Genomic DNA, 18,432 nt, shown 5'->3' on the forward strand with positions numbered 1-18,432 from the left:
TTATTGGCGCGGGCATGGCGGGGCTGGCCTGCGCCACCTGGCTGCACCGGGCGAGACGGCCCGTGCTGGTGCTTGAAGCCGCCGATGCCGTGGGCGGCCGGGTGCGCACCGACGTCACGCCCGACGGCTTTCGGCTCGACCGGGGCTTCCAGATTTTACTTACCAACTACCCCGAGGCGCGGCGCATGTTCGACTACGGCGCGCTGCGGCTGAAATCCTTTCGCTCGGGCGCGGTCATTCAATTGCCCGATGGGCAGGAGACTACCCTCGAAAACCCACTGCACGCGCCGCTTATGGCGTTTGCGGCGCTGGCCTCGCCCATCGGCACTGCCAAGGATAAGCTCCTGATTGGCAAGCTGGTAGCGCAGCTGGCGGGCCGGCCTCCCGAGCAGCTGCTGGCCCAGCCCAGCGTGACTACGCTGGAGTTTTTGCGTCAGTACGGTTGGAGCGAGCAGATTATCGACTGCTTTTTCCGGCCCTTCTTCGGCGGCGTGTATCTTGACCGCGAGCTGGGCACGGCCAGCAACTTCTTTGAGTTTGTATTTCAGCAGTTTATGCAGGGCTCGGTGGCTGTGCCGAAGCTGGGTATTCAGCAGTTGCCGGAGCAGTTGGCCGGCCGCCTGCCCGCCGGCACCATTCGCCTGAACACACCCGTGGCCGCCGTGGCCGAAGGTGGCCGTCTGGTGCACCTGGCCGATGGCGAAACGCTAGCGGCCGCCGCCGTGGTGCTGGCTACCGATGGCCCCGCCGCCGCCCGACTGCTCGGGGCCGACCTGCCCGCGCCGCCTATCCCCGCCGCCCGGCCCACTACCTGCACCTACTTCGCCACGGCCGGCCCCGCGCCCAGCCACGGCCGCAATATCCTGCATCTCAACGCGCTGCCCGGTGCGCTGGTGCACAATGTGTCCTTCCCTGCCGAGTCGGGGGCCAGCGTGGCACCGGCCGGCCAGGGCCTGGTGTCGGTGAGCACGCACGGCGAGCACGGCTTGTCGGAGGAAGAGCTGACGGCCCGCCTGCGCACAGAATTGGTCGCCTGGTTTGGGCCGATGGCCCACCTGTGGCGGCATTTGCGCACCTACCGCATCGAGCAGGCGCTGCCCGTGTACGCGCCCGGCCAGCCCATGCAGCAGCAATTGCGGCTGAGCGACACGCTGTTTCGCTGCGGCGATTGGGTCAGCTACCCCTCGCTCAACGCCGCGCTGGGCACCGGCCGGCAGGTGGCGGAGATGCTCCTGGCACAGTAACACAGTAGCGCACAGTAGCGCGAACTTTGTAGTTCGCGTCCCCGCGCCGTTAAAGCCATCTCAACGGCGCGGAGACGCGAACTACAAAGTTCGCGCTACTGCTACACCAGCGCCACCAGCGCTTGCAGCAGCGGTGCCGGCCGTTCGGCCAGGTAGGCCACGCATTGCGTGAGCAATACGTTTTCGCCGCCGGCCACGCGCAGCGGGCGGGCTACTACCCCCGGCACCGCGCCCAGGTCGAAGAATGAGGGCACGAAAGCCACGCCCAGCCCCAGCCGCACGAGGTTGCTGAGCAGCTCCAGCGACGAAACTTCCTGCACGATGGCCCCGCGCCGGCTGAAGCCGGCCTGCTGGCAGAGGTGCTCAATCTCGTCGTAAACCGGATGCAGCGAACGGCTGATTTCGACCCATTTTTCGTGGGCCAATGCTTCGAGGGGCACTTCGGGCAAGGCCGCCAGCGGGTGGGCGAGGGGTAGGGCCACGTGCAGGCCGCCCTGGCCGAAGGGCCGGGCCGCCAGCTCGTCGTGCAGCAGCGGCAGCATGGTGAGGCCCAGCGCGATGCGGCCCGCCACCAGCGCCTCCTGCACCGCCCGAAACGTGGGCAGCTCGTGGAGGTGAAACTGCACGTCGGGAAAGCTCTCGTTGAAGCGCTGCACGATGCCCACCAGGCGGTCGGGCCGCAGCAGCTGGTAGTAGCCCAGCTCCACGGTTTTTTGCTGGGAGCCCACACGGCGCACGTTTTCAATGGCCTGGCGGCTGAGGTGCAGCAGGCTTTGGGTCTCGGCTAAAAAGACAGTACCGGCTTCGGTGAGCACCACCCGGCGCTGGCGGGTGCGCTGCTGGTGGTCGAATAACTCAACGCCCAACTCGCTCTCCAGCAGCTGAATCTGCTGGCTGAGGGCGGGCTGCGACACGCACAGCTTAGTGGCGGCGCGGCCGTAGTGCAACTCGGCGGCTACCTCGGCGAAGTATCGAAGCTGACGCAATTCCATAGCGGCAAAGGTCAATAAGAAATTCTTATCGACGTCATAGGTAACCGATATTGGACAAGGCGACTAACGAGCGTTAGTATTGTAACACGAGCGGGGGGAGATGTCTAGCTGCGTAATAGCAGTTACTACCCCTTACGATGCGCGCGAGATGCCTCGGCAAGCTCGGCATGACGTTCAACGCACTTCGTCACTCCTCATCCACCTAGCCCACCCTACCCCCCTATGGAACCCCTTATCGCCCAAGAGCTTAAGCAGCGCGCTGCTACCGACTTCCTACCCCTGCTCGGCACCGACCACCTCGAATTTTACGTGGGCAATGCCAAGCAGGCGGCCTATTACTACAAGGCGGCGTTCGGGTTCCAGACGGTGGCCTACGCCGGCCCCGAAACGGGCGTGCGCGGCCGCGCCAGCTACGTGGTGCAGCAGGGCAAAATCCGGCTGGTGCTCACGACTGCCATGCACTCCAACCACGTGATAAGTGAGCACGTGAAGCTGCACGGCGACGGCATTAAAATCCTGGCCCTGTTGGTGGAAGACGCTTATGAGAGCTATAAAAAGACCATGAGCCGCGGCGCCCGCAGCTACCAGGAGCCGCGCACGCTGACCGATGAATTTGGGGAGGTGCGCACGGCTGGCATCTACACTTATGGCGAAACGGTGCACCTTTTCGTGGAGCGCAAAAACTACCACGGCGCGTTTTTGCCCGGCTACGTGGCCCAGCAATCGGCCTTTAGCCCTACCCCCGCCGGCCTGCTCTACGTGGACCATTGCGTGGGCAATGTGGGCTGGAACCGCATGAACGACACCGTGCGGTGGTACGAGCACGTGATGGGCTTCGCCAACATCCTGAGCTTTGATGATAAGCAGATTACGACCGAATATTCGGCCCTGATGAGCAAGGTGATGAGCAACGGCAACGGCTACGTGAAATTTCCCATCAACGAGCCGGCCGAGGGCAAGAAAAAGTCGCAGATTGAGGAATACCTCAACTTTTACGAGGGCGAGGGCGTGCAACACATCGCGGTGGCTACCGCCGATATTATCGGCACGGTGCGCGAGCTGCGTAGCCGCGGCGTGGAATTTCTCAACACCCCCGACAGCTACTACGACACGCTGCTGGCCCGCGTGGGTGCCATCGACGAGGACGTGGAAACCCTGCGCGCCCAGCGCGTGATGGTTGACCGCGACGAGGAAGGCTACCTGCTCCAGATTTTTACCAAGCCGGTGGAGGACCGCCCCACGGTGTTCTTCGAAATCATTCAGCGCAAAGGGGCCAAGAGCTTCGGCGCGGGCAATTTCAAAGCGCTGTTTGAGAGCATCGAGCGCGAGCAGGATTTACGGGGGAATTTGTAGATTATTGGGGGAAACAGAACGTCATGCTCATCTGGCGTCCGCTTGTCGAAGCATCTCACTTGCTACACTAACCCAATCGTTTAACGATGCGAGCGAGATGCTTCGACAAGCGGACGCCAGATGAGCATGACGTTCTAAATTAACTTTCCGACCTCTCCCTACCCCCCCCCCTTTCCCACCCACACTATGCCCATTTACCACAAGCTTGGCCGGCTGCCGCACACGCGCCACACGGTGTTTGAGAAGCCCGGCGGCGGGCTGTATTACGAGCAGCTGTTTGGCACCATCGGCTTCGAGGGCATGTCGTCGCTGATGTACCATTTGCGCCGGCCCACGACGGTGAAGGAGATTGTGGGCGAGACGGATTTGACGCCCAAAATCGCGGTGGAGAAAAGCATTAAGGCGCGGCTGCTCAAGGGCTTTGAGGTGCCGCCGCAGGACGACTACCTGGCGGCCCGCACGCCGGTGCTGGTCAATGGCGACGTGCATATTTCACTGGCCGCGCCGCGCCAGTCGCTCACGCAGTATTTCTACAAAAATGCCGACGCCGATGAGCTGCTGTTCATCCATAAAGGGGGGGGTAGGCTGCGCACGCAGCTTGGCAACATCCGGTTTGAGCCGGGTGATTATTTGCTGATTCCGCGCGGCATTATCTACCAGATTGAATTCGATTCGGAAGATAATCGGCTGTTTATTGTGGAGTCGTTTCACCCGCTGTACACGCCCAAGCGCTACCGTAACCACTTTGGCCAGCTGCTGGAGCACGCGCCGTATTCGGAGCGCGATTACAAGCTGCCCACCGAGCTGGAAACGCACGACGAGCTGGGCGATTTCACGGTTAAAATCAAGAAGCAGGGCATGTTGCACGAGCTGGTGTACCCGAGCCACCCGTTTGACGTGGTGGGTTGGGACGGGTATAATTATCCCTACGGGATGAATATCCGCGATTTTCAGCCCATTACGGGCAAGGTTCACCAGCCGCCGCCCGTGCATCAGCAGTTTGAGACGAAGGCGTTTGTGGTGTGCTCGTTCGTGCCGCGGCTGTTCGATTATCACCCGCGGGCCATTCCGGCACCCTACCACCACTCCAACATCGACTCAGATGAGCTGCTGTATTATGTGGATGGCAATTTTATGTCGCGCAACAACATCGCGGCGGGTCACCTCACGCTGCACCCCGGCGGCATTCCGCACGGCCCCGCGCCGGGCGCTTACGAGCGCAGCATCGGCAAAACCGGCACCGACGAGTGGGCCGTAATGATTGACACTTTCCGGCCGCTCATGCTGACCGAAGCGGCGCTGAAACTCGATGATGGCGTGTATTATAAGTCGTGGCTGGAACCCGCCAGCCCCGCCGCCGCCACCGACGACCAGCGCCTCGAACGGCCCGAATAATCATTGTTCAGAGTAGTTTATAAAAAAGAACGTCATTCCGAGCTTGCCGAGGAATCTCGCTCGCATCGTTGAACGCCCCGCGAACGATGCGAGCGAGATTCCTCGGCAAGCTCGGAATGACGTTCTGTTAATTTCCTGATTAGCCAACAAGCTTAAAAATGCAAGACCTCCTCGCTCAATTTGAGCAAAAACGCCCCGAAATCGTGTTTGAATGGCAGGACCCCGAAACCGAAGCCGAAGGCTGGGTGGTGATAAACTCGCTGCGCGGCGGCGCGGCCGGCGGCGGCACCCGGATGCGCAAAGGGCTGGACAAGCGCGAGGTCGAGAGCCTGGCCAAGACGATGGAAATCAAGTTTACCGTCTCCGGCCCGGCCATTGGCGGGGCCAAGTCGGGCATCAACTTCGACCCGCAGGACCCCCGCAAGCGCGGCGTGCTGGAGCGCTGGTACAAGGCCGTAATTCCTTTGCTGAAAGCTTATTACGGCACCGGCGGCGACCTCAACGTGGACGAGATTCACGAGGTAATTCCGCTCACCGAGGACTACGGCCTTTGGCACCCGCAGGAGGGGGTAGTGAATGGCCACTACCGCGCCACCGAGCCCCAGAAAATCCAGAAGCTCGGCCAGCTGCGTCAGGGCGTCGTTAAGGTACTTGAAGACAGCGCCTTCACCCCCAGCCTGGCCCGCAAATACACCGTGGCCGACCTCATCACCGGCTACGGCGTGGCCGAGGCGGTGCGCCACTTCTACGCTTTGTGGGGGGGTAGGGAGGTCGCCGGCAAGCGCGTCCTCATTCAGGGCTGGGGCAACGTGGGCGCGGCGGCGGCCTACTATTTAGCCAGCCAGGGCGCGCGCATCGTGGGCATTATTGACCGGGCGGGCGGCCTGCTGCGGCCCGCAGGGCTGCCGCTGGACGAGGTGCGGGCGCTGTTTCTGGGCCGCGCTGGCAACGCGTTGGCCGCGCCCGATTTGCTGTCGTTTGAAGAAATCAATCAGCGCATCTGGTCGGCCGGGGCCGAGATTTTCGTGCCCGCCGCCGCCTCGCGGCTCGTGACGCGGGCGCAGGTGGAGGCGCTGGTGGCGAGTGGCTTAGAAGTTATTTCGTGCGGGGCCAACGTGCCGTTTGCCGACCCGGCCATTTTTTTCGGCCCCACCGGCGAGTGGGCCGACGCGCACTGCGCCGTCATCCCCGATTTCATCGCCAACTGCGGCATGGCCCGCGTCTTCGCCTACCTCATGGAGACGGGCGCGGAAATCACCGACCAGGCCATTTTTCAGGACACTTCGCGGGTGATTGAGGCCGCCCTGGCCCGCACCCGCCAGCAGAGCGCCGACGCCACGGGCATCGCCCAGCGCTCGTTTGAAATGGCGCTGCGGCAGCTGGTGTAGCGCGGTGGTGGGCGGGCCGGCCGGCTCCGGCGGGTGCCGCGCGGGCAGCTTTTGCTACTTCGGAAGTAGAAAAATGTACCTCCGAAGTACCTGTTGCTACCTCCGAGGTACCTGTTGCTACTTCCGAAGTAGAAAAATGTACCTCCGAAGTACCTGTTGCTACCTCCGAAATACCTATTGCTACCTCCGAGGTAGCAACAGGTAGCTGGCCGGTGCCCCCGCGTACTTTTGCCCTACCCGTTGCCCCCGCCTATGCTCCTCCCTACCCCCCCGCGCACCGTCGAAGTCACGCGCTATATCACGCCGCTGCGCGAGGGCGGCTCGCTGCCCGCCCTGGTTGAGGCCGACGACGGGTTTCTGTACGTGCTCAAGTTTCGGGGCGCGGGCCAGGGCATTAAGGTGCTGATTGCGGAACTGCTGGTGGGCGAGCTGGCCCGCGCGCTGGGCCTGCGCGTGCCCGAGCTGGTGTTTGCCGAACTGAGCGAAGCCTTCGGCCGCACCGAGCCCGACGAGGAAATCCAGGACCTGCTGCGCGCCAGCACCGGCCAGAATCTGGCGCTGCATTTCCTGTCCGGGGCCAGCACCTTCGACCCGCTCGTGACCACCGTGGACGCGCCAACGGCCTCGCTCATCGTGTGGCTCGATTGCCTCACGCTGAACGTGGACCGCACCGCCCGCAACACCAACCTGCTGCTCTGGCACCAGGAATTGTGGCTGATTGACCACGGCGCGGCGCTCTACGTGCATCACACCGGGCCGCAGTGGGTGGGGTCGGCCACCCGGCCGTTTCCGTCGGTGAAAGACCACGTGCTGCTGCCCCAGGCCACCGCCCTCGCGGCGGCCGATGCTACGGGCCGCGCTCGCCTCACGCCCGCCGTTTTGGCCGCCATCATCGCCCTCGTGCCCGATGAATGGCTGCAAGAGCCCGACCGCACGCCCGACGAGCAGCGCGCTCAGTACCAGCAGTTTCTGGAAGCGCGCCTGGGCGTTTCCGCCACGTTTACCCACGAAGCCGACCATGCCCGCCAAGCACTTGTTTGAGTACGCCGTGCTGCGCGTGGTGCCCCGCGTGGAGCGCGAAGAGTTCGTGAATGTGGGCGTTATCCTCTTCTGCTCGGCCCAGGGCTTTCTGCAAGCCACCTGCGAGCTCGACGAGGCGCGCCTGCAAGCCTTCGCCGGCGCGCACCTCGACCTGGCCGACGTGCGGGCGCGGCTGCGCGCCTTCGAGCGCATTTGCGGGGGTAGGGCCACCGGCGGGCCGATTGGACAGCTGGCCATTGCCTCGCGCTTTCGCTGGCTCACGGCCCAGCGCAGCACCATTATCCAGACCTCGTCCGTGCATCCCGGCCTCTGCGCCGATGCCGCCGCCACGCTGGCCCGGCTGCACGCGCAGCTGGTGGGGTAGGCGCTGCCTGAGCCGTTGAATGCCAGGAGCGCGGGGTTGCCGGCGGCGCGCGGAGGGGAATGCGGAGGGGGCAAGTGGCTAAAAATACGTGTTTATCCCAAGGTAAATTAGTGGATTTTCATGATTTCTTCCTTGTTTGGTAAGGGCTTGCCGTGCGAAATTTGTAGTAGTTATTGGTCCTGCCTTCATTCAGTGAATCTTATGAACTACGACCCCAAATTTGGCCCAGACGCGCAGACGCCCGCGCAGCGCGCCTACGTGTTGCAGCAGCTGCAAAGCGTCAATCCTTCTCTCAAAACCAAAGCCACCGCCTACGCCCAGGAGCTGTATAGTCGCTACATAGCTGGCGAGCTGAGCTGGCTGCGCGTGCGCGAATTGCTCGACCTGGCTGGCGGCCGCACCCCCCGAGCTTATTAGCCCCGCCCCTACCCCTGCGGCTGCCCGATAAGCCACGCCGCTCGCGCCGTTACGGCTACCGCCGCCCCCACCGCGAACGCGGCCTGCCCGGCCCGCACCCGCACCACTGCCGTGGGCAACTGCACTTCCAGCTCGTAGTAGCCGCCAAAAAACCGCACGGCCCGCACCGTGCCCCCTACCCCCTCGCCGCCGGCCGGCCCCAGCCGCAGCCGCTCGGGGCGCACCAGCAGCGCGCCGACACCCGCCACGGTGGGCACCAGCGCCTGCCGCTCGGGGCCATATAGCAGGTTGTAGTCGCCAAACAGTCCGGCCGTGTACTCATCGATGGGCCGGTTATAAATCTGCTCAGGCGTGCCTTGCTGCACCAGCCGGCCCCGGCGCAGCACCAGAATTTCATCGGCCCACGACAGCACGTCGGCGGCATCGTGCGACACCAGCAGGCACGTGATGCCCAGGCGCGTGCCCACTTCTTCGATAATGGCCTGCATCGTGCGCTTGTGCACCCGGTCGAGGTTCGAGAAGGGCTCATCGAGCAGCAACAGCCGCGGCGCGCCCAGCAGCAGGCGGGCCAGCGCCACGCGCTGCTGCTCGCCGCCCGAGAGCTGGTCGGTGCGCCGGGCCAGCAGGTGGTCGATGCGGCACAGCGCCACCAGGGCCGGCACCTCGGCGGCGGGGCGCGGGCTGGCGTAGCGCAGCACCTGCTCGACGCGCAAAAACTTGGGCAAATCGGATTTTTGCGACAAATACGCCACGCCGGGGTGGCCCGGCACCAGCGCCACGGCCGGCCCGCGCACCCGGCTGCCCGCAATGCGCACCTCGCCCGTGCTGGGCTGCACTAGGCCCGCGATGAGCTGAAGCAGCGTGCTTTTGCCGGCCCCGCTCTCGCCGGCCAGCGCCAGCCGCCGGCCGGCCGCCTGGCTAAAGCTCAGCGGATGCAGCACCACCGCGCCGTGCTCCTGCAAGCTAATATTCGAAACCGAGAGCAACTTCATAGGGCACCAAAGGCGGGGGTAGGGCCGCAAAGATGGCCGCTTCTGACCATTCGGGCGCGCCCGTTTTTATAGGAGCGGGCCACTGCGGCGGCTGCCGCGCGGTTTAGTGAGGGACGCTCACAATTGCTGCCGTACTGAAAAACCGTTTCCTATAGAACTTACATAAATCGTTTGTCCTTGCGCGCAAAGCGAAGCAATCGCACCGGAACGAAACCCACGCCAGTCGTTCGTCCATCGTTCTGGTGCGATTGCTTCGCTTTGCGCGCAAGGACAAACGTCTTTTACGCAAACCCTCAAAGCTATTTAGTATTTCATTACGCAATGGCTCATATTTAGTACCTGGCAGTAATCAAGTCATTGGGGTGAGCGCCTACCCCCTCTGCCAGCGCCAGGCCGCGCCAATCAGGTAAACCCATCGTTTAGCTATTAGTGCTAATTCGGCATATCACTGCCGCAGCACCGCAACCGAAATCAGGAATAATGCCCAGGCTTTCACGCACAACAAGGCCCATTCATTGAATAATGAATGGGCCTTGTTGTGCGTGAAAGTCCGGTTATTGCTTGGAGCGGCCGGGCTTGCTCTTGGGCGAGCCGTCTTTCTTTCTACCGTAGGGAGCCTCGGCATCGGCCTCGGTTACCTCGCGGGGGGCGCGGGCTTTACGCTCCTTGGTAGCGGGCGTGTATTCCGCGCTCAGGAGCGTTTCGGCCTCTTCCACTGCCTGTTGCAGGTTGTTAAGCAGGGTAGAAACTTTGCGCAGGGCGCGCTTCACGTCGGCTTTGAACGCGTCGGCTTGCTTCGCGTTTTCCAGCACTTGTTGTATTTGGGCGATATCTACTGCCATTTAAAAAGAAGGTAAAATGTATTGACGAAACAAAGAAAAGGATAATTGTTCTTACTAACACACATGGCCCCTCTAATTTACTAAAAATAACTAAACCGCCGCGCTATCAAACGGTGTTTTCCAGATTTTGTGACGATTTAAAAAGCTGTTAGCTATACTCCTTGCAAAGTAGCGCGTCCCTGCTTTTCGCTAATCACTCTGCGACAAGGATAACTCAATTTAGTTAGCGCTCAGGGCGGCCGGGGCGCTAATCGGCAGCCGGCGTAGCGTTATGCATTCGCTACGATAAACCCTGCTTTGCCTTTTAAGCGAAACAGCTGCTCGCGGCCAGCAGTGGCATTCCCGTTATTACCGCTACCCCATTGCTACCTAAACTGGTAAGGAGCGGGCAACGAGGTTCGGGCTCGCGACCTGCGGCAATGTCGCAACTAGTGGTCTTCAGGATTAATTTTCGTCGGCCCGGCTGCTGGTCGGCCGGTGGCGGGCTAGAGGCTCAGCCGAAAGTTTTCTTCGTGAATTTTGCGCGAAGACTGCCGCACGATGAGCTCACCCTGAATGACATAGGTGCGGGGGTGAAACTGCTCGCGCAGCTCCATTTGCTCCAGAAACAGCCGGGCGGCCTGCTGACCAATGCGATACGGGTGGAGGTTGACCGTGGTGAGGGCCGGCTCAATCATGCCCGCCAGAAACTCATCGCCGAAGCCCACCACCGCCATGTCGTCCGGAATGCGCAGGCCACGCTGCTTGAGGCCGAGTATCACGTCGAAGGCATCGGTGTAGCGGATGGCGAAAATGGCATCGGGCGGCTCGGGCAGGGCCAGCCAGTAGGCCAGGGCCGCCTGCGTCAGCTCGGGCTGAAAGTCGTTGTAGCGCACCCACTCGGGACGGGCCTCCAGGCGGTGCTCTTTGAGCGCCTGCTGGTAGCCGGCTACCCGCTGCCGGCTGATGAGCAGCCCCTCGGTGCCGGCCAGCACCGCGATGCGGCGGCAGCCCTGCTGCGCCAGGTGCTCGACCACGGCATGGGCGCTGTTCCAGTCGTCAATCATGACGCGGGCGCTGTTCACTTCATCACTCACCCGGTCGAAATGCACTATCGGCAGGCCCTTGGCCGCCGGCCGCCGCACGTGCTCAAAGTCCTGGGTTTCACGCGAGTGGCAAATCAGCAGGCCATCGACCCGGCTGGCCACCAAGGCGCGCACGTTGCGCACCTCCGTGAGGTAGGACTCGCGCGACTGGCAAATCATGACCTGGTAGCCGGCCTCGTCGGCCACCTGCTGAATACCGCTGACGGCGGTGGCAAAAAACGGCCGCTCAATGTCCGGAATCAGCACGCCGATGGTGTGGGTCGCGTTGTTTTTGAGGTGCTGCGCCAGCAGGTTGGGCTGGTAGTCGAGTTGGCGGGCGGCTTCCAGAATGGCCTGCCGGGTGGTGGCGTTCACGTCGGCGCGCCCGTTGAGCGCCCGCGACACCGTGGAAGGCGTGACGCCCACGGCCTGCGCCAGGTCGTCGATGGTGGTTTGGGTGCGGCGGCGGGGTAGGGCGGGCGTGTCGCCCGGCAGGGTAAAGCGGTAGTCGCAGGCCTTGCAGAAGTAACGCTGCAACCCCCGCACGAAACCGGCCTTTAGCACGGCATCGGGCTGCTGACATTTGACGCAGACGGCCATAAGCTTAGTTGCACATAACTTATAAAGTGAGTGGTTGGTCAGAAAAACGCGGCGGCGAGCAAAAAGTGATTGCTTGCTCACTACCTGACTTTTTTTTACTAAATAAAGCCCGGCAATACGTATCGGCATCGCGACCGGCATCGGTGCCGATAGTTTTTAGGGGAAAAACTTTATTTTTTACCGGTTTAAGGCCTTTTTCGGTTTCGGGTAGCGCGTTACATTTGGGTAATACACCAAGAATTGCTGCTCTCTCCCAAAGAAAGGCCCATCGCCCAAGCCAGGCAAATTTATTGTTAAAATTGTATTTTTTTAATAATACTAATTTTAATACTGGTTGAAGTCAGCCGCAAACTTACCACCATACCCATTTCCCGCCCTTATGAATAAGCATGTTTACTCTTTTGTAGGTTGCTTCAGGTACCGCCTGGGCCGGGGGCTGGTAGCCGGGGCGCTGGCCGCGCTGGCACCGGCCATGAGCCTGGCCCAGCAGGCCACCCGCACCGTCAGCGGCACCGTGCGCGACGAAACTAATTCGGGCCTGCCCGGCGTGACGGTGCTGCTGAAAGGCACCACCAACGGCGCGACCACCGATGCCACCGGGCGCTACTCGCTGAGCATCCCGGCCGAGGGGGGCACGCTCACGTTTTCGTCGGTGGGCTACACGGCGCAGTCGGTGGTGCTGGCCGCCGGCCGCACTACCGTTGACCTGCAGCTGGCTCCCGAGAGCCAGGCTCTTAACGATGTGGTGGTAGTAGGCTACGGCACCCAGAAGCGCAGCGACCTGACCGGCTCAGTGGTGTCTATTAACAAGGACCGCCTCACGCAGCTGCCCAATACCAACATTGCGCAGGCGCTGCAAGGCGCCATTCCGGGCTTGTCGGTGATTAACGACGGCGGCGGGGCCGAGCAGGGTAGTCCTTCCATTCTGGTGCGCGGGCGCAGCTCCATCAGTGCCAGCACCGGCCCGCTCATCATCCTGGATGGCATTCCGTACACGGGCAGCATTTCCGACATCAACCCCTCGGACGTGGAGAGCATTGAGGTGCTCAAGGATGCTTCGGCGGCGGCCATCTACGGCTCGCGCGGCTCAAACGGCGTTATTCTGGTAACTACCAAGCACGGCAAGGCCGGGCAGATTCGCGTGAGCTACGACGGTTTCTACGGCATTCAGCAAATCATCAACAAGCCCAACCTGCTCAATGGCTCGCAGTTCTACGACTTCGTGAAGAACCGGGCCAACATTCCGCCTACCTCTATCTCGCCCTCCGAGCAGGCGCTCTACGACGCCGGGCAATCGACGGACTGGTATAAGGTAGCCACCCGCATCGGGTCGCGCTCCCAGCACAGCATTGGGCTGTCGGGCGGCAGCGACAAGGCTACCTTCTACGTGGGCGCTACCTACCTCAACGTGGGCGGCGTGGCCATTGGCGACAACTACAAGCGCTACACCCTGCGCCCCAACGTCACGGTTCAGATTAAGCCCTGGCTCAGCTTTACCTCGGCCTCGCAGCTTTCGCTGCAAAACCGCAGCGGCACGCCAGCCGACTTTTCGGGCGAGTACGGAGCCAACTTCTTCATTCCGCTGGCCAACCCTTACAACCCCGACGGCTCGATTGCCATTTATGCCTGGCCCGAGTATAACCTGGCCGGCAATCCGCTCGGGGCCACGCTGGCCAGCAACACCGACCGCAGCTACCGCACCTTCAGCAACAACTCGCTGCGGGTAGATATTCCCTTCGTGAAGGGCCTCAGCTACCGCCTCAACACCGGCGTGGAGCTGGAAAACCGGACGCAGGAAACCTACTACGGTCGCAACACCCGCACTGGCTACGAGGGCAACGGCATTGCCACCAACCAGACCACGCAAAGCCGCAACTTCACGGTGGAGAACATTGTGAGCTACAACCGCGACTTTGGCCTGCACACGGTGGGCGTAACGGCGCTGTACAGCAGCCAAAGCTCCGATGTCGAAAACCAGCAGCTGGTGGGGAAGGGCTTCCCCAGCGACGTGCTCACCAACTTTCAGATGAACGCGGCGGCCCTGCTCACGCCCTCGGCCAGCTATGCCAAGCAGAACCTGCTTTCGCAGATGCTGCGCCTCAACTACAGCTACAACAGCCGCTACCTGCTCACGCTTACGGCGCGCCGCGACGGCTTCTCGGGCTTTGGCGTCGATACCAAGTATGGCATCTTCCCGTCGGCAGCCGTGGGCTGGAACATTGCCAACGAGGACTTTATGAAGGCCTTCTCGGCCGTGAACCTGCTCAAGCTGCGCCTCTCGTATGGCCTGAACGGCAACCAGGCCGTGAACCCCTACCAGTCGCTGGCTACGCTCGGCATCAACTCGTATTTGCTCGGCAACACCGTGCTGCCGGGCTACACGCCCTCGGGCCTGGGCAACCCCAAGCTGGGCTGGGAATCGACCCGCTCGGCCAACATCGGCCTCGACTTCGGCTTCTTCAACAACCGCCTGCAGGGTAGTGTGGACATCTACCAGAAGAACACCTCCGACCTGCTGCTGCGCCGCATCATCTCGTCGGTGCAGGGCTTCAACAGCATTGTGCAGAACATCGGCAAAACCCAGAACCGGGGCATTGAGGTGGGCATCACCTCGACCAACCTGAGCCACAATGGCCTGACCTGGACCACTTCCCTGAACGCGGCCTACAACCAGAACCGCATCGTGGACCTGTACGGCGACGGCAACGACGACATCAACAACCACTGGTTTATCGGCCAGCCCATCAGCGTGGCCTACGGCTATAAGTACGACGGCGTATTCCGCACCGCCGACCAGGTAGCCGCCTCAGCCCAGCCCACGTCCCAGCCCGGCTACGTGAAAGTGGCCGACGTGAACGGCGACGGCAAAATTTCGGCCCTCGACCGCACCGTTCTGGGCAACCTGGACCCTAAATACACCTTCGGCTTCACCAACACGGTTACCTACCGGGGCTTTTCGCTGCTCGTCTTCATTCAGGGCGTGGCGGCCGTGACCAAGGAAAACCCGCTGGAGCAGGACGGCGTGTACACCGACGCCCGCCGCAACACGACCCTGAAAGACTGGTGGAGCCCGACCAACCCCAACGGCGCCCACTGGGCCAACGACAACAACGCCAACCTGTTCAACGTCAGCATCTACCAGAGCGGCTCTTTTGCCCGCCTCAAGGACGTGTCGCTGGCCTACAATTTCCCTACCCCCATCATGGAGCGCCTGCACATGGCCAACCTGAAGGTGTATGTGACGGGCCGCAACCTGGCCACGGCAACCCGCTATAAGGGCCTAGACCCCGAGTTGGGCAACCAGTACGGCATTCCGCTGCAACGCGAGTTTCTGGGTGGCCTCACGGTGGGCTTTTGATTGGCTTTTGTGTTGGCTGACAGCTGATAGCTTTTGGCAAATCACTAGCTAACCGCCAACAAAAAGCCTCCTCTTATTTCAACTCAAAATCAAGATGAAAAAATATACTTTTCCCACCCGCTGCGTGCTGGCGGCCCTGCTGCTGGGGCCGGCATTGACTACGCTCCCGAGCTGCAACAAAACCTTTCTCGACGAGAGCCCCAAAAGTATCCTTACCCCCGACAACCTGTACGTGGACCGCGCCGGCTTCGAAACCGGGCTGTATGGCCTGTATAATCTGGTGCGCAACGAGCGGGCCGGCACCGACGGTGCCGCCAACTTCCTCACGTTTTCGGCGGACTTTGTGGGCACCGACATCGGGTTTAGCATCTTTCCGGCCGTGTCGAGCAACGACCAGGTTTTTCAGGATTTTGGCGTTGTTAACAACTCCACGTTTGCCGGGGTAAACACCACCTGGCGCTACCTCTACCAGATGATTAACGCGGCCAACACCATTATTGGGCGGGCCGACGACCCCAAGGTGAACCTCGCGCCCGCCGACAAGAGCCAGATTGTGGGCGAGGCCCGGCTGATTCGGGCGATGGCTTACCGCCACCTCACCTACCTCTTCGGCGACGTGCCCCTAAACCTGACGGAGAGCACCGGGTCCAACATTCGCACCGACTGGGACCGCAACCCCGTGGCCGACGTGCGGGCGCAGATGGAGCAGGATTTCCTGTTTGCCGAAGCCAACATGGCCGACACCCCGCCCACCGAAAACCGGATGCCCCGCGCGATGGCCACCCACTTTCTGGCCGAGCTGTACCTGACCACCGGCGATAACCAGAAAGCCAAGGACAAGGCCCTGAGCGTGGTAAATAACTCGCGCTACAAGCTCATCACGGCCCGCTACGGCGTGAACAGCAAGCTGCCCGGCACGCCCTTCACCGATATGTTCCTGGATGGCAACTCGCTGCGCAGCCAGGGCAACACCGAGGAGCTGTGGGTGCTGCAAAACGCGTATCTCTCGCTGGGCGGCGACTACAACATCATGCGCCGCTGGTGGGTGAACCGCTACGACCTCATCACGGTGAGCGGCAAACGGCCCATCCAGGTATCGATTGAAGATGGCGGGCGCGGCCTGGGCCGCCTGGGCCTCACGCGCTTCGCGCTGAACCTGTATGCGCCCGGCGACGACCGCGGCTCGGCCTATGCCATCCGCAAGTATTACCTCTACAACAACCCCGCTTCGCTGCCCGCCGGGTCCAAGCTGGGCGATACGATAAGGACCACTTCCACCGGCTTTGAAGCCATCAACAACGCCAACTGGCCCAGCATCCGCAAGTGGGACTACGCCCCGCCCGTGGCTACCGACGTGCAGAACTCGTCTAGCTACAACGACCAGATTTACCTGCGCGTGGCCGATACCTACCTGCTGCTGGCCGAGGCCCAGTTTAAGCTGGGCGATGCCGCCGGGGCTGCCGCCACCATCAACATGCTGCGCACCCGCGCCCACGCCAAGCCCATCACGGCCGCCAGCGTCACGCTCGACTTTATCCTCGATGAGCGCTCGCGCGAGCTAGTGACGGAGGAATACCGCCGCTACACGCTGCTACGCACCAACACCTGGCTGACCCGCACGCGCCTCTACAACAAGCTCTCGGGTCCCAAAATCACGGACCGCGACAAGCTGCTGCCCATTCCGCAGTCGGTGATTGATGCCAACCTGACCAAGCCCATGCCCCAAAATCCGGGGTATTAGCGGGGGCGGCTTACCCGTTTTCCTACCCCCCCCTTCGGCGGGGAAGCCACGGCGGCGCTCCCACTGGCTGCCGCCGGCCTTGCCGCTCCCGAGGGGGGGGTAGGGACTGGTGGGGGACGAATGCCCGCCGCCTTCCCGCCCGTTCTTTTCCATCGCCCATCAGTTTTTTGCCCGTGTCTTTTCTCGTCAACTTCCGCCCCGCCGCTGCCCTCGGGCTGCTGCTGCTCGGCCCCGCCGCCGCCCACGCCCAGCGGGCCGACTCGGTGACCGTGGAGGCCCGCGCCTGGAACCGCGACAAAAACCGCCAGGTGGTGTACTCACCCTGGAAGCCGTACCAGTCGATGACGCTCAAGCGCCTGCCAGGCTACCGGCCCATGCCCGCGCCCAGGCTCAGCAAATACGGCGGCGACCTGACGCGCAGCTGGCAGGCCACTGGCTTTATTCGCGTGCAGCAGGACAAGGGGCGCTGGTGGATGGTGGACCCCGCCGGGCACCCCTACCTCGCGGTGCCCATGAACAGCGTGCGGCCCGCGCCGTCGGCCACCAGCAAAGCCGCGTTTGCGGCGGCGTTCCCGTCGGCGCAGGACTGGCTGACCAAGACGCAGGGCTTGCTGCTGGATAATGGGTTTAATGGGGTAGGCGCGTGGTCGGATATTCCGGCCATTCAGGCGTATAACCGCACGGCGGCGAAGCCCATTACCTACGCCACCATGTTCAATTTTATCTCCACCTTCGGCAACCGGCAGGCCAAGGCGCGGCCCGCCAGCAAGGCCGTGCCCGAGCCGGCGCTGGTGTTTGAGCCCGAGTGGCCGGCGTTTTGCGAGGAGCAGGCCAAATTGGCCGAGCCGTTTGCGAAGGATGCCAACGTGCTGGGCCACTTCTCCGACAACGAGATACCGTTTTTGCCCAAGCTGCTGCCCCAGGTGCTGGCCCTGCGCGACCCCGCCCAGCCCGCCTACGTGGCGGCGCTGGACTGGCTCAAAACCCAAAAGACTGATACGGCGCACCTTACCGAAGACCTCAAAATGGCCTTCGTGGGCTACGTAGCCGGCAAGTATTACCAGGCAGTAGGGCCGGCCCTCAAGCGGCACGACCCTAATCACTTGTACATTGGAAGCCGGCTGCACTCGTCGGCCAAGTTCAACCACTACATTTTCACGGCCGCCGAGCCGTACGTGAACCTCGTTTCCATCAACTTTTACGGCTACTGGCGGCCCACGGCGGGCATGCTGGCCGACTGGGCCAAGTGGACCAGTAAGCCCTTCTTTATCACTGAGTTCTACACCAAGTCGGAAGAGTCGGGCCTGAGCAACATTGCCGGCGCGGGCTGGCTGGTGCACAAGGAAGCCGACCGAGGCATCTTCTACCAAAACTTCGGCCTGAGCCTGCTGCAAGCCAAGAACTGCGTGGGCTGGCACTGGTTCCGCTACCAGGACAACGACGCCTCGGAGCCCGGCACCGACAAGCCCGACATGGGCTCCAACAAGGGCATCGTGGACACCAGATACCAGCCCTACCCCACCCTGCTGACTGATATGAAGGCGCTGAACCAGCAGGTGTTCGGGCTGATTAATTTCTTCGACAAGCCGCAGCAGGCTACCCCGGCGCGGCGCGCTCCCGGCCCCCGGCCCACGAAGTAGC

At 62.4% G+C, this 18,432-nt stretch carries 13 protein-coding genes and 1 pseudogene; 10 read left to right on the forward strand and 4 right to left on the reverse strand.

Going from position 1 to position 18,432, the window contains the following annotated elements; genetic code table 11:
- Positions 1-14 precede the first annotated feature (14 nt).
- Positions 15-1,244, forward strand: a complete 1,230-nt coding sequence (locus tag A0257_10780) for an amine oxidase (GenBank protein ID AMR29721.1) — start codon at positions 15-17, stop codon at positions 1,242-1,244.
- Between the two features lie 101 nt (positions 1,245-1,345).
- Here the strand turns inward: A0257_10780 and A0257_10785 are convergent, their stop codons facing one another.
- Positions 1,346-2,251 carry a hypothetical protein gene (locus A0257_10785; GenBank protein AMR27533.1) on the reverse strand — a complete coding sequence of 302 codons (906 nt, stop codon included), beginning with the start codon at positions 2,249-2,251 and terminating at the stop codon, positions 1,346-1,348.
- Positions 2,252-2,458: 207 nt separating this feature from the next.
- On the opposite strand from A0257_10785, the gene A0257_10790 reads away from it, so the two are divergent.
- The 6 genes from A0257_10790 to A0257_10815 all read left to right on the forward strand — a co-directional run bounded on the left by A0257_10790 (position 2,459) and on the right by A0257_10815 (position 8,194).
- Positions 2,459-3,589 carry a 4-hydroxyphenylpyruvate dioxygenase gene (locus tag A0257_10790; GenBank protein AMR27534.1) on the forward strand — a complete coding sequence of 377 codons (1,131 nt, stop codon included), beginning with the start codon at positions 2,459-2,461 and terminating at the stop codon, positions 3,587-3,589.
- A gap of 186 nt (positions 3,590-3,775) precedes the next feature.
- The gene (locus tag A0257_10795) at positions 3,776-4,984 is read left to right on the forward strand and encodes a homogentisate 1,2-dioxygenase (GenBank protein ID AMR27535.1); all 1,209 of its coding nucleotides are present in this window, start codon (positions 3,776-3,778) and stop codon (positions 4,982-4,984) included.
- Positions 4,985-5,142: 158 nt separating this feature from the next.
- Positions 5,143-6,372, forward strand: a complete 1,230-nt coding sequence (locus A0257_10800; protein AMR27536.1) for an amino acid dehydrogenase — start codon at positions 5,143-5,145, stop codon at positions 6,370-6,372.
- 252 nt (positions 6,373-6,624) lie between these two features.
- Positions 6,625-7,413, forward strand: a complete 789-nt coding sequence (locus A0257_10805) for an aminotransferase class I and II (protein AMR27537.1) — start codon at positions 6,625-6,627, stop codon at positions 7,411-7,413.
- Positions 7,391-7,777 (forward strand): hypothetical protein, encoded by a 387-nt coding sequence (locus tag A0257_10810; GenBank protein ID AMR27538.1) that lies wholly within the window; start codon positions 7,391-7,393, stop codon positions 7,775-7,777. Before A0257_10805 ends, A0257_10810 begins: the two co-directional genes overlap by 23 nt.
- Positions 7,778-7,978: 201 nt before the next feature.
- On the forward strand, positions 7,979-8,194 hold the full coding sequence (locus A0257_10815; GenBank protein ID AMR27539.1) for a hypothetical protein: 216 nt from the start codon (positions 7,979-7,981) through the stop codon (positions 8,192-8,194).
- A 92-nt stretch (positions 8,195-8,286) separates the two neighbouring features.
- On the opposite strand, the pseudogene A0257_10820 reads toward A0257_10815, so the two are convergent.
- The 3 genes and pseudogenes from A0257_10820 to A0257_10830 all read right to left on the reverse strand — a co-directional run bounded on the left by A0257_10820 (position 8,287) and on the right by A0257_10830 (position 11,692).
- Positions 8,287-9,186 (reverse strand): annotated as a pseudogene (locus A0257_10820) (ABC transporter).
- Between the two features lie 554 nt (positions 9,187-9,740).
- Positions 9,741-10,028, reverse strand: coding sequence for a hypothetical protein (locus A0257_10825; protein AMR27540.1), 288 nt, complete (start codon positions 10,026-10,028; stop codon positions 9,741-9,743).
- 485 nt (positions 10,029-10,513) lie between these two features.
- Positions 10,514-11,692, reverse strand: a complete 1,179-nt coding sequence (locus A0257_10830) for a LacI family transcriptional regulator (protein ID AMR27541.1) — start codon at positions 11,690-11,692, stop codon at positions 10,514-10,516.
- Between the two features lie 379 nt (positions 11,693-12,071).
- On the opposite strand from A0257_10830, the gene A0257_10835 reads away from it, so the two are divergent.
- From A0257_10835 to A0257_10845, 3 genes are all read left to right on the forward strand, one after another.
- Positions 12,072-15,050, forward strand: coding sequence for a SusC/RagA family TonB-linked outer membrane protein (locus A0257_10835; GenBank protein ID AMR27542.1), 2,979 nt, complete (start codon positions 12,072-12,074; stop codon positions 15,048-15,050).
- A 94-nt stretch (positions 15,051-15,144) separates the two neighbouring features.
- Positions 15,145-16,791: a hypothetical protein gene (locus A0257_10840; GenBank protein ID AMR27543.1), complete on the forward strand. Its 1,647-nt coding sequence runs from the start codon at positions 15,145-15,147 to the stop codon at positions 16,789-16,791.
- Positions 16,792-16,958: 167 nt separating this feature from the next.
- Positions 16,959-18,431: a hypothetical protein gene (locus A0257_10845; protein ID AMR27544.1), complete on the forward strand. Its 1,473-nt coding sequence runs from the start codon at positions 16,959-16,961 to the stop codon at positions 18,429-18,431.
- Position 18,432 lies beyond the last annotated feature (1 nt).

This window comes from Hymenobacter psoromatis (assembly GCA_001596155.1).
In the GTDB taxonomy this organism is placed as follows: Bacteria; Bacteroidota; Bacteroidia; order Cytophagales; family Hymenobacteraceae; genus Hymenobacter.